Origin of the sequence: Vagococcus intermedius (assembly GCF_029144185.1) — a bacterium.
Taxonomy (GTDB): Bacteria; Bacillota; Bacilli; order Lactobacillales; family Vagococcaceae; genus Vagococcus_D; species Vagococcus_D intermedius.
The window spans coordinates 162,876-175,987 of record NZ_CP110232.1; the positions used below are offsets into that span (position 1 = coordinate 162,876).

Annotated in this window: 11 protein-coding genes; 6 read left to right on the forward strand and 5 right to left on the reverse strand. The window is 32.2% G+C overall.

The window, feature by feature from the left end; all coding sequences use genetic code 11:
• Nucleotides 1-22: 22 nt before the first annotated feature.
• The 5 genes from OL234_RS00810 (at nt 23) to OL234_RS00830 (ending at nt 4,299) form a co-directional block, all read left to right on the forward strand.
• On the forward strand, nt 23-658 hold the full coding sequence (locus OL234_RS00810) for a nitroreductase family protein (protein WP_275469280.1): 636 nt from the start codon (nt 23-25) through the stop codon (nt 656-658).
• A 7-nt stretch (nt 659-665) separates the two neighbouring features.
• Entirely contained in the window at nt 666-962 is a 297-nt protein-coding gene (locus OL234_RS00815) for a putative quinol monooxygenase (protein ID WP_437184447.1), read from the forward strand.
• A gap of 311 nt (nt 963-1,273) precedes the next feature.
• Complete coding sequence (locus OL234_RS00820; RefSeq protein ID WP_275469281.1) at nt 1,274-1,642, forward strand: hypothetical protein; 369 nt, start codon at nt 1,274-1,276, stop codon at nt 1,640-1,642.
• 169 nt (nt 1,643-1,811) lie between these two features.
• Nucleotides 1,812-3,761, forward strand: a complete 1,950-nt coding sequence (locus OL234_RS00825) for a Na+/H+ antiporter (RefSeq protein WP_275469282.1) — start codon at nt 1,812-1,814, stop codon at nt 3,759-3,761.
• 145 nt (nt 3,762-3,906) lie between these two features.
• Entirely contained in the window at nt 3,907-4,299 is a 393-nt protein-coding gene (locus OL234_RS00830; protein ID WP_275469283.1) for a hypothetical protein, read from the forward strand.
• Nucleotides 4,300-4,760: 461 nt separating this feature from the next.
• On the opposite strand, the gene OL234_RS00835 is transcribed toward OL234_RS00830, so the two are convergent.
• The 4 genes from OL234_RS00835 to OL234_RS00850 all read right to left on the reverse strand — a co-directional run bounded on the left by OL234_RS00835 (nt 4,761) and on the right by OL234_RS00850 (nt 9,832).
• Nucleotides 4,761-4,910 carry a hypothetical protein gene (locus OL234_RS00835; RefSeq protein ID WP_275469284.1) on the reverse strand — a complete coding sequence of 50 codons (150 nt, stop codon included), beginning with the start codon at nt 4,908-4,910 and terminating at the stop codon, nt 4,761-4,763.
• Between the two features lie 216 nt (nt 4,911-5,126).
• Nucleotides 5,127-5,771 carry an ATP-binding cassette domain-containing protein gene (locus OL234_RS00840; RefSeq protein ID WP_275469285.1) on the reverse strand — a complete coding sequence of 215 codons (645 nt, stop codon included), beginning with the start codon at nt 5,769-5,771 and terminating at the stop codon, nt 5,127-5,129.
• 19 nt (nt 5,772-5,790) lie between these two features.
• On the reverse strand, nt 5,791-7,830 hold the full coding sequence (locus OL234_RS00845) for a DUF1430 domain-containing protein (RefSeq protein WP_275469286.1): 2,040 nt from the start codon (nt 7,828-7,830) through the stop codon (nt 5,791-5,793).
• Between the two features lie 778 nt (nt 7,831-8,608).
• Nucleotides 8,609-9,832, reverse strand: a complete 1,224-nt coding sequence (locus OL234_RS00850; RefSeq protein WP_275469287.1) for an MFS transporter — start codon at nt 9,830-9,832, stop codon at nt 8,609-8,611.
• 93 nt (nt 9,833-9,925) lie between these two features.
• Between OL234_RS00850 and OL234_RS00855 the strand changes: the two genes are divergently transcribed.
• Complete coding sequence (locus tag OL234_RS00855) at nt 9,926-10,753, forward strand: Rgg family transcriptional regulator (protein ID WP_275469288.1); 828 nt, start codon at nt 9,926-9,928, stop codon at nt 10,751-10,753.
• A 428-nt stretch (nt 10,754-11,181) separates the two neighbouring features.
• On the opposite strand, the gene OL234_RS00860 is transcribed toward OL234_RS00855, so the two are convergent.
• The gene (locus tag OL234_RS00860) at nt 11,182-13,056 is read right to left on the reverse strand and encodes an AAA family ATPase (protein WP_275469289.1); all 1,875 of its coding nucleotides are present in this window, start codon (nt 13,054-13,056) and stop codon (nt 11,182-11,184) included.
• Nucleotides 13,057-13,112 lie beyond the last annotated feature (56 nt).

Sequence of the window (13,112 nt, forward strand, 5' to 3'; positions counted from 1 at the left end):
AGAAAGAAAGAGGGAAAAATAAATGAGTAATGTAAAAAATAATGATTTTAATGACGTTGTCTTCGGAAGAAGATCAATTCGTGCCTATGATGAAACGGTTAAAATTTCTCAAGCAGAAATGTTAGAAATGATTTCAGAAGCAACAAAAGCCCCTTCATCAGTCAATATGCAACCTTGGCGCTTTGTTGTGGTTGAATCTGAAGAGGCCAAAGCAAAATTACTGCCTCTAGTTCGTTTTAATGGCAGTCAAAATAACACGTCATCAGCAATGGTTTTAATCTTTGGTGATATGCAATGCCATGAGTATGGGGAAGAAATTTATGGTCAAGCTGTAGCCGAAGGGAAAATGCCAAGTGAGGTTCGTGATCAACAATTAGCGGCAATTTTACCTTTTTATGAAAATTTTTCTAAAAAAGAGATGAATGATGTGGTTAAGATTGATGCAAGTTTAGCGGCGATGCAGTTTATGTTAGTTGCTCGTCATCATGGATATGATACCAATGCGATTGGTGGTTTTGAAGCAGATCAATTAGCAGAAGCTTTTGATATGGACAAAGAGCGTTACGTCCCAGTTATGATTTTATCAGTAGGTAAAGCAGTCGATAAAGGGTACGAATCAGTTCGTTTAGCCTCAGAAAAAATTACAACGTTTAAATAAAAGGAGCGTGTCAGAAGTGAAAGTTATCAATGCGATATTTTTTATTAAAAGCGAGCAACGCGAAAATTTTTTAGCAGATGCCAAAGTACTTTTAACCTCAGCTAGAGACGAAGAAGGTTGTTTAGCCTATGAGCTATATGAATCTTTTGAAGAAGCCAACAAGTTTGTGATGGTTGAAAACTGGCGAGATGCTGCAGCAATCGAAGCGCATAATCAAACACCAGCTTTATTACAATTGTTTAAAGCGATGCCTACCTATGCTGCAAAAGAGACGATTGTGACGGTCTCAGATAAAAAGGCTTAACTTTTTTGGTAAAAAGAAGTCCGATTTCCATACTTAATAATAAGTTATCACGTTACTAGTTTACAAGGTCAGGAAATAGTAACACTAAAATCTGTCTCAGCACCTAAGATAAACCTTTTGTAACAGTCTATGAAAACTTGATTCATTTTAGGGAAACCTTGTGAATCAGGTTTTTAGTCATTTAGAATGGTAAAAACTAGTTATTAAAGCTGAGTATGTGTATACTGAACGTAATTAGAACAGGTATTATTTTCATTAGACTCCGTCAACTGTGTGATAGTTAGCAAGATTAAGAGAGGGTAGGTTAAGAGATGACAGATACTAAGCTAGACGTGATAAGTGAAACTGAGGAAAAAGCAAACGTGGTTTTGATTTTTGATTTGGTATTTAGTTTTATTTCGGATAAAGGCTTATTGCACACGCAATTATTAGCAAAAAAATTGGGAAATATCTTAGAAAAACAAGGACGTGTCATGGAAGTCGAAAGTTACAGTTCGGATCAACTTGAACAACAAGCAAGCCGAGGATGTGTCATCTTATTAACGCCGACCTATGCTTATGCTCAGGCTGATATTGCTGAGAAATTTCCAACTATTCCAGTGATAGCTCTATCTAGTCAGGAGTATGGCCTATTAGATGTAGAGACACTTGCCCAACGGATTAATGAGGTTTTAAGTTGAAAATGTAACGAAACTAAAGTTAGGAGAGCTTTACTAACTTTAGTTTTTTTATGTAATTAAAAACAACCGTTAGCTGATTGTGCATATTTCTATATATTTGTAAGTAAGTATTATAAAATAGAAGGTGAAAAAATAACTAGTTACTTAAAACTAGTATAGGGGGTCGTTTATGCAGATTGTTGAAATGATTTTATTAATGCTAACGATGGTATTAGCCTCTAATATCATTAGTCGCTTTTTACCAAACATTGCTATACCCTTGATTCAAGTGGCTTTAGGAGTGATTATTTCTATTCCAACGGGGCTACATTCATTTGAATTAGGATCAGAATTATTTATGCTATTATTTTTAGCACCATTGTTATTTAATGATGGGGCTAACGTGGATAAAAAGTCGTTATGGCAAGGACGTAAAGCAGTCTTAGTTCTATCGATTGGTCTGGTTTTTGTCACAGTAGGATTGTTAGGTTGGTTTATCCATTGGTTAATACCAAATGCACCATGGGCAGCTAGTTTTGCTTTGGCAGCAGCTTTGGCACCGACTGATCCAGTGGCAGTCTCAGCTTTGGCAGAAAAAGTTAAAATTCCTAACAAGATTTTACATACTCTCGAAGGAGAATCGTTAATTAATGATGCTTCGGGCTTGGTATCATTCCAGTTTGCAGTAGCGGCACTTTTAACCGGCGTCTTTTCTTTTACCACTGCCAGTGTGAGCTTTGTACTAATTTCTCTAGGAGGGATTTTGGTAGGGATTCTAATTAGTTTCCTAGCTATGCAACTTGTGAGATGGCTTCGTAGCTTGGGGATTGAAAGTAATGTGTCCTTTTTGTTATTAGAATTATTATTACCTTTCGGTATTTTTTTAGTCGCAGAACATTTTGGGGTCAACGGCATTTTAGCAGCAGTTAGTGGGGGGATTGTTTACTCCTTTAGTTATCAAAAAGTGACACCAGAAGTTGCCCAATTAAATGTCTTATCAAAGAATACGTGGTCAATGTTAAGTTTTAGTTTGAATGGCTTAGTTTTTGTACTATTGGGAACGCAATTACCACGAGTGATTCGTGTTGTTTGGGAAAATAATAATATTAATAACGTCACACTAATTGCTTATATTTTAAGTACGACGGCTATTTTATTAGCCATTCGTTTTATATGTTTTTGTTTATTTAGAAACTTTGAAAAGACAGAAGGTAAAACCAGTCAGGATATTTTGGAGACATCTGTGTTATATACCATTTCAGGTGTGAGGGGGACAATTACCTTAGTCAGTGCCTTGAGCCTACCGATTATCTTAGGGGATGGATCGGCTTTCATGCAACGAGAGTTGATGATTAGTATTGCAGGTGGTGTGATTATTACGACCTTGATACTAGCTAACTTTGCTATGCCACTCTTTGCAGAGGAAAAAGAAGTCACTTCAGATAGAATGGCTCATGATCAAGAAATTGCTATTTTACGCGAAGTTATTTTACAATTGAAAGCTCAAGAAACCCCAGAGAATCATTTAGCCATTGAACGAGTGATTACGATGTACAATGATCGGATTATGACATTACTTAACTCAGATGAATTAGGCGATAGTCAAGACCGTCTAATGGAGCATGTCTTACGCTGGAAGTTTGCCGATACGTTGCTACAAGTGACAGAAGGAGCGATTAGTTTTCAAACCGCTTTTATGCATTTAAGGCGTTTAAATCGTAGGTTATATCGTTTGACTCGTGATCAAAAATATCGCAACAATATGTTTTATGGCCGAATTATTCGTAAAAAGTTGCGTTTTATAAAGTTTCGTCCATTGAGTTTTGAGGAACGGCGTGCTGAGCGTGAGTATTTACAAGATAGTAATCGAACCTATGTCTTGAATCATTTACAAGAGTTAGAACCAGATGAGTACCCACAAGAGTTAGTTGATTTTTATTTTGCGCGGTTAAAACAACGTGGGCCGAATCGGGAAAAATCATCAGTCGATAGTGTAGATGAGTGGTTAACTTATGCGATTCAATTAGAAAGAGATGGAATTCAAGATGCTTTTGAGCAAGGAGATATCAATCGAAATGAATTACGTGTCTATCGTGAAAATTTATTAGCGATTGAAAATACTGTGCAATATATTGGTTAAGTTCCCCCAGTGATTTACAAAATAGCGTCGCTGCATCCTTGTGAGTACCCTCATGAGGATGTTTTTTATATATATTTTACAAGATACTAGAATCACGGTACTATAAAGTGTAGCAAAAGTGAACACATCAAGGAGGTTAGTCGTTATGTTTAATTATGAAGACTATTTGGTAAAAAAAAATGCCTTGTCATTTGAGGAGGCGTTGGTTTTGTATAATAAAATACACGGATCAGCAGATAGCACGGATGAAGATTTTAACTTTTTATGGTCCTCGGTGATTGAATCCGCCTCAGAGTATGTCAAAAAACGCAATGATTGGTTAAGTTATACGAAGGAGCAAAAACAACAAATGGATGCTTCACGGACGGCTCTGCACAATGGCTTTATGGCAACTTTAAAACCGCTAGCTCGTTACATGGGACAAATGTCATGGGATGCTTCGTGGTATGAGGAGCTAGTCAATGTGGAACAGGCTCGCCAAAAACAAGGGGACTTTGCGGGTTATCTACTATGTATAGGCTGCTTAAAAGCGAGATAAAAAGAGACCTATGTAGGTCTCTTTTTTTGTGTTATTCGAACGCCTCAACCTTACTTAAGTTTATCTTTACTCAGTCTTAAGTGGCTGATGGTTATCTATTGTTGTGTCAAAAAATCTATAGAAAGTCGTGACTAAGATACTAACTAATCACTTTGTCAGAATAGTAGGACTAATCAAGGTTAACAGAGGCAAATATAGTAGTAAGTAGGTGCTCTAGTAGGGTCTATTTTTGTTTTATTTCTGGGAGGGAAGCTACTTGAAAAACAATACCTACTTGATTTAATATCACAATCGTGTAGCAAACCAAGTACGTATGTTAACTTGTTTCTTATTATTGATAGAATCATATGACATCATGATATCCTTAAGTGATGAATACCACCCAGCAGCCAACTCTGTCACACTAAAAATAAACGTAAAAAGCTTAGCTCTCAAGAATTGAGAACTAAGCTTTTACTTTGTTATGACTTGTCAGTATTCTTTTTATTCTTTAACATTTTTTCACGAAGCGCTTTTACTTGTTGTTTTTTATCTAGTTTTCCAGGTTTGTTTTTTTCGTGATAGTTTGTAATAGCTGCTTGTCCTTTATTATCAAATAAATATTTTCCCATGTTAATCACCTCATCTAATAATATACCTTATTTTTGAGGTGAGTGCATTAAAAGGTGTTAGCTGAAACTAGTTTTAGAACGTGTTTACCTAATTAATCTGAGGACGCATTTAAATTTTAAAAAATTGTAGGGTTCTCCATGGTTTTGTGTAAGGCTGATTTTAGAAAAATTACGTCTTTTATAAGCAAGATAGGGGATTCTTAAAAGCTAATAAACTTAAAAATGGATTGTCTTATTTCCTTTTTTTCCCACTTCTTCGTCATGGGTTACAATTACGACTCCTTTCCCATTTTTTGTTTGTTGTAATAAAATATCAGTCACTATCTCTCTATTTAAAGAATCTAAAGAACCTGTGGGTTCATCTGCTAAAATAAGTATGGAAGGTTTTAAAATAATTCGAGCCAGTGCTACTCTTTGTTTTTCACCTCCAGATAAACTACTAATAGTGGTCGATAGTTTTTTATTTAAATTTACACGACATAGTGCTTCTTTTTTTTTCTTTTTTTTCTCTTTTTTATTCAAATCGCTGTATTTTAAGCCTATTTCTAAATTGAAATTGATTGTTTCTTCTTCGACTAACCCGAAATCTTGAAATAAAAAAGATATTTTATTTCTCTTTATTTTCAATTTTTCTTTTTCTTTTAGTTTTCTTGCCTCAACACCTTCAAATAAATACTCTCCGGAACTAACTGTATCGGTCATTCCTAGTATGTTCAATAGAGTAGTCTTTCCAGAACCACTGGGGCCTTTAACCGTGACGAAGTCGCCTGTATTTACAGTCAAATTATCTATCGAAAAAATTATTTTGTCGTGTCTTATTTTTTCGATATTGTGTATAGCTATTATTTCATTTTTAGTCATCGTGCGCTCCTTTGAAAAATTAATTAACTTTTCTTTTTTCAACAAATAATAAGGTCATACTTACGATACTTATATTAAGTAGCATAGCTAAAGATATATTAATAATGAATTCTTTGTTTATTTCAGACAAGAATATAGCTAGTGATAAACCTATAATTAATTCAAATGCCACTAATAAAAATACTAATTCATATGTTTTAAAAAAAGAATAACCATGTAATCTTAGTAAGTAAAACTTTTTATTATGATATTGAAAAAAAGAGACAGTAGTTAACAAGCAAACAATAGAAAATGTAAAGATAGTTAATAAAGAGCTGGTTAATAAAGAGGCCAATGAACCAGATAGTCTTTTTATTAGAGTGATGTCAGATTTGTGATATGGTATAAAGGAAGGTAAATTATCTGTCATGTTATACTTATCTAATATGACATTAAGGTCGCTAATTAATTTTTTATCCGTTTTTATTTTGAGTGGTGGGTATTTATCGCCATTAAAGATATTTCTTTCCCAACTATCACTATTTTTTATGGTTAAAATATTCAAAATAGGGTAGTCATCAATCCATGGATGATTAGGTACAAAACTGTAGATAGGTTGTTTGTCTTTTATATAGATAATAGTGGTTAATTTTTTATCATATTGTGGTAATTCTTTAAAATAGTATTCTTTTATTTTGTTTAATGCCGCATCATTTTTCTTGAATTTTTCTTGAATTAGCAATATTCTATTTTTTTGGTCCTCTTCTATTAAGACTCGCTGATTATGTTCATCTAAAATAGTGAATTTTTTTAAATAATTCGGATTAAGTTGGATCTCTCTTGCAAATATTTCATTTTCTTTAAAACTGTATCCTTCTATATTTACTAGCAAGCTTCCTTTTTGGTTTAAATAGCGATAGATATGCCCTTCTTCTTCTTCTCCATAATACTGATCATATAAAAAATCAATTTGATTTTTTCCAACAACGATTGGGAAAAAAACATGATAATTATCTTCAGTTACTTGTCTAGATACTTCCTTATTAAGAGTTAAATCAGATGCTTGATCTATAATGCTTGCTAAATCTATATTAGTTATGACTAACATCATCAAAAAAATAAGTTTTATAGTGGTCGGTAATAAATTAATACCAAACTTTTCAATTTTATTTTGACTATCTTTTTTTCTTCGATTTAATTTCTCTACGACATATACCATTATTATTAACCAAGAATAATGAAATGATAGGAGTAAGCCAATAATTATAGTAACGTCGATACAGTATCTAATTGAAATGGTTCCTAATAAAGACGTGACTAAACCAATTGATGTAAAAATAAAAATGGCAGACTTTCCACCGATAAGGTTGTTTATAATTGCTACAATAGAATAACCATTTTGTCGTAAAATATGAATCTTGCTATTAACTGAAAAAATCCAAAAGCTTAACATGACGGTAAAGAAAACTATTCCGATCTTTAAATAGGTGGAAATATTATAAAGGTCTGTATCTATTCCTAAGTCATAACTTTGACTTTTGTCGAAATCTGCAAAATCTTGATAAGTATAGCTCACATTGAACTCTCTATTATAAAGATTTTTCAGAGACTCTACCGCATCTTTGTACCTAGTTTTATCTGTTGTCTTTATAAAAAGTTGCCACTCAAATTCATTTTTACTTTTTAAATTATCGCTTGTTTCAATAGATAGTAAGGCATTACTAAGGGGAGGGGTGTCCGTCATTTTTTTATTTGTATTAGGAATATATAGTGTTATTTCTTGTTTTGGTAAGAAAGTAAAATTGAATCCTTCTTTAATAGAATAGCCTTGATTGACTACTTTATATAGATTAACTAATTTTTTCTCTTTTGAAACGTTGTCTATAATAGTAATTACTTTTTCATTCTCATTGGTATTGGTTACTTTGACAGGTATTTTTATAGGAGAATAGTTATCCGTATACCTAAAAAAATGGTTTATCTTATTTAGTGAATAGTGTTCTAATTGAAAAATAACTATTCCAAATAAAAGGCTAAGTAACAGAAGCAAAAGGCTAGATTTAAACATTTTGATTTTCAAAAAAAATCCTCATTTCATCTTGATTTTTTGATATCTAATAGTCTAAATTATCAAATATTAGTATCTACCTGAAGTCATTCATGTACTATTATTGTAGCATCAAAAGAGACTCGAGAAAGCGTTTTAAATACCGTTTTTTGGGTAAAAAATTACTAGAATATGAGTGTAATCAAGTTGGATTTAGATAGTAATAAATAAATTAATAGACTTAGTATCAATTGCCGAAGAAGTGAATGTGAAGAAAAGAAAATTTAAAGGTGATAAAAGGTGAAAATGAAAGACTTTGATTTAGTAGAGAAGTTAAGCAAGAATTTAATGCTAACTGAGACAACAGCCAAGTGTGGACGAACTGAATGTAGTGACTAGAATAGTGAACGAAAATGAACAGATAGGATAAATGGAAGGTGTAAGTCTCGTATGTAATGAAGAAGAATGAATTGATCATTCAAAGCTGAAAGGACGTATCCATTAGTCTAGTTTATTCAGAAATTGGTATCATATTGGTAGTAATAGAATATGAAAAGAGAGCCTAACCCTCTTATAAGTAAAAGTTACGAGGCTATTGGTTATCTTACCACTCGAAAATCTATGATTTGAAAGTCATTTTTTTATTTGAAGTTGATGTATTATCACCGTGAGTCGATAGACTTTTTTAGTTTTAATGAGTGGCTATTTGTTTGTTTAAGATAGTCTGTAATAGAAGCTTTTTTTAATGATGTACATATGAAAAAACGCACTAACATTCTCTAGTACTACTCTAGCAGATTGCCTACATTTTTCATGTGATTTTTAAACGAGAGAGTCTTATTAAAATAAAAGTCCCGCCTGAATAAATAAAAAGAGCGTAATAAGCGTAGTTAAGGTTGAGTAATGCAATAAAAGGAAATGTTAACCCAGCTATAGGAGAAATTAAAGCAAGCAGTGAGTTGACAGTGGTAACAATACCTCCTAGTGTTTCGGCAGGATAAGTCCAAATTAATTGGGAAGAAAAATGTGGCGAAAGAGAACCTGTTAGGATACTCAACGTGAAAATGGTGATAAAAATAAGTGGAAGTGAATTTAAATAAAAGCCAAGTACAGTGAGAATCATAAAACTAGTAGAAAAAATATTGTACGTTGAAAGTGAGATATGACGCGTAAGTTGTATGCTAAAAGCTGCTCCAATAATGAGCCCAAAGGTAGTAAGAGTTGAGAAAAGTGCTAGTATTAGTGGAAGAGAATGGTGCGTGTGATAATCATTGGCAGTCAGATACATCACGAAAAGTGGCATGATGCCTCCGAAAAAACCATTGATAATGGCAAGTTGTCCCAACTCGCTCGTTAACTTTTTTTGTTTAGTGAGTGTATCGAAAATAGTGAGACTTTCTTTAAAGATAGAGTGTCTCTTTTTGAGTAGGGGGAGTGTTTTTTCCACTCCCCTTAGTTTAGGTGAAACCAAACTGTAGCCAATCCAGACAATTAAAAAAAGTCCAGCATTCAGGTAGGCAATGGTAGAGAGTAATAAAAAGCCAAATAAGAAAGCCCCTAATGTGTTTCCTATCGTGTTCACAAGTTGGGTGAATAGACTGATAATTCCTTGAGTTCTTTGTAGATCCTTTTTGAGTACCAATAATTTTGTGAAAGGCGTTGTTAAGGATGAGGTAAATATCATGAGAAGTGAGGCAGCTGATTTGAGAAAAACAATAAAAGCTAAACGGTTGAAGGTTAGGCTTAGGCTAAGAAGATAGCCTATGAGTAAATAAAAAATAAATTGACTTAATGAATTGTAACTGCTTATTTTTAGCTTAGTAGTGATATGATTAGCGTGAGTTCCTAAAAAGAAACTAAAAAGTAGGGGCAGTGTTTCAAATAAATTAACCATCATAATAGCTTGATTTCCTTGTTTTAATTGTGACGCGAGAGTTAAAAGAACAGTGTAAAGAAGCTTGTTACCTAGCTTGGACATTAAATTTAAACTGATTAATTTTGTAAAAAGCGGATAGTTCTGGATTAATTTCAACATAAAGTCACTCCTATCTGGACACTGTCAATTGTATCTTAGCCACATGTCTTGAAGATTTTAGGTCACGAATTAGTGACCGGAAAGGAGCCAGTTATGCTGTATGGACCAATCATAAGACGTATTCGTTTGTCAAAAGGGCAACAGTTACAAGTTGTCTATCATAATATTTGCTCGAAGACCAATGCGATTCGTTTTGAAAAAGGAGAGCAATCCATTGCAATCGAGAAGTTTGAAGCTATCTTAGAGCGATTAACGATAACGATGGAAGAATTCAAGTGGATCACAAATAACAATCTCCCTAAAGAAGATAAAAAATGGCAGGAGTTATGTGTTGAGACGTGGAATGCTAATCAGTTGCCTTTTTTTAACAACCTTTTAAAACTTAGTCCAGATACTTATTTATCTGAGACACTTGTAGCTAATTATGAATTACTAGCAATTGTAACTCAGGAGAAGCCTTTATCAAGTGAAATTCAGAAAATTGTCGCGAATTATTTTTCAAGGTTAGAGAATTGGAATTATGAAGATTTGAAATTTTTTGCGAATAGTTGTTATATTTTACCGGTAGCACAATTTATGGGACTTTTGAATGAAGTCGTTCCAAGTCTTGGAAGGTATCGATTTTATCCAGGTGGTCAATTAGTAGAGGCTGTACTTTACAGCAATGTCACTGCTCGGTTGATTTTAGAAGAAGAGATTGTGTTGGCAAAAAAATATTTAACACAGCTGGTTATTATTAGTAAAGGAAGTCACCTCCAAGGTTTTCGTTTATTTGCTAAATTTTATGAAGGGAAACTAGCGTATTTATACGAGGATAAAGAAATAGGAAGACGGTTGCTAGAAAAAGTGCTGTGGACAGCAGATTATTTAGATAGTACACAATTGGTAGAAGATGTTAAAAAGTTATTAGATAGTAACTAACTAAACTTAAGATAAATGGTCAGTGAGATTTGAGGGTTAACGTGTCATCCGTATGTACAAGGGAGAGGGATTAATTTGTCAGTCAAAGCTGAAAGTATGCATCCATTAGTATAATTTATTCCCAAATTGGTATCAGATTGGTATCGCAAGTAACAAAAAAGCCTTAGAAACCCTTTAAATAAAGGATTTCTAAGGATATGTTAATTATTCCCACTCTAATCAATCAGCTAATGTTAAAAAGTAACCGAGTATTCTGTTTGAATGATTTGAAAAAGTGAGGGTTACAGTCAGGGTTACAAATTAACAAAAATAATTATATTAATAAAAAATATAAATGAGCAGAGTATATCTAGATATTGGTTGTATTGGAGAATGATGAAATTAATCAAGACACAATGAGGGTTACAAACATCTGTGTCTCTACTGTATTAATTTATTAAATTCTTGAAGTATTTGCTCTTTAAGGTATCTCTCAATGAACCATCAAGTTGAATTCGTTTAATAGCTCTCTCAGCATAATTACTATCAAGTAAAGTGTTTCCAAGACCATTAAGTATTTCACCTTTTAGGTTGCAAACTTGTAAGAGTTGTTCATAGTCTTTTTGATTAAGAAGATGGGTAATCTTTTCTGAAATTTCATTATAAATTTGATCAACATTAATTTTAGTAGGTATCATAGAAATATGATTAGAAATACCATCTTTCGAAGTGAAATTTTCAACCAAACTACCTTCAATTAATGTGTCTATATGATTTTTTGCCATACTTAGTATAATTACATTCTTTCTAGTTTCTATTTTTTTGAAAAATTCGTTTTTAAAATTTTCAAATTTTTGAGTGCATTCTTCTGGTGAATTTGTACTTTTTAATACAGAATTTATAATATTTTCATCTAATAAAAACATCTCAATTTCGTTATAAGGGAGTAGGAGAATGTTATTAGATTCATGTTTTTCGATTGCTCTATTATTGAAGAAATCTCTGTCAATTATTCCAAAAGCAGTGTTTCCGTGTAAGCTAGCGATCTCATTATATCCTTTAGTATATTGAATAACATCTTTATGTCCTTTAACAGGTTTTACATAATAATTATCTAAGAATAATTTAGAATAAATTTGATTATCCCAACTATCATAATCACCTTCACAAAATAAAATTTTCTTTCTACTACCAACTAATTCTGTTAATAAAGTCATTGGAAAATCAATGTTTTTGTCAAGTACTTCCATTTCAAAAATATCAGGATAACCGAATTCCTTACACCATACATAAGTACTATTAGTTCTATTATTTATAAAGTCCATTGTATGTGAGGTGAAAATAAATTGGCAGTCAGGTCTTTCTAAAATAAGTAAATCCCAAAGTTTATTATAAATTGAAGGATTTAAAAATGTTTCAGGTTCGTCTACGACTATATAACTATTTTCCGGTGCGATTAAAATATTTCCAATATAAAAAAGAATACACTTTTCTCCATCGCTTAAGCCGTTTATATCGTATTTTTGACCATTTTTATTTATTGTAATAGTTCTGTCATTTGAGTCTATATTGAAAGAAATATTAGGGATTAACTCATTCCATATAGTTTCTAAAGTATCCCAAAGAGGTATCTTATTTTCGAATTTATCCTCATTTCTATGTCTTCGTGTAGTAATATCTGCATACTCTTTAACTAGTGCAGTTATTAAGTAAGAGAATGGATAGGTAAAAGTGCGACTTAGTTCGAATGAGCCAGAGTCTTTTTTACCAATATCTATTTGGTTAGTATTAATTAATATATCTTGATATGAGTCTATGGTAACATCATGCCTATTATGAGTATCTTTACTAAAAAATAAGTATTTTTGAGCAGGTAACACAAATAAATTTGGTAGACTGGTATCTTTTAGATTACTCACAAATGATGACTTACCACTACCATTTGCTCCTACAATTACAATAGTATCTTTTACTTCAGATATAATAAATAAAGCTTTTATTTTTTCTATTTGATTTTTTATATTGTATAAATTGGTATACAAGGCATGTAAAGATCTAAATTCGGTTCTTACAGTAGTTGAAATATTATAATATATAGAAGTAATTAACTCCCAAAAGTTAACTGTGGTATTATTAGAAACATAGTTACTAAAATCATTTTTTAGAATATATTCGATTTCATCTAATAAATCCAAACTATTTTTTTCTAATATTGTAAAATTTTTTTTAGAAAAATTGTCCTCTGTTTTGTTGTTGTGCCATTCAGTTATTAAGTTTTTTAAATCTGAAATTTCATTTAGAGCCGTATCTAATTCTGTATTCATAATATATCTCCTTTTAGTAACAGATGTATGCAAAGTATAACATATATTATTAAACT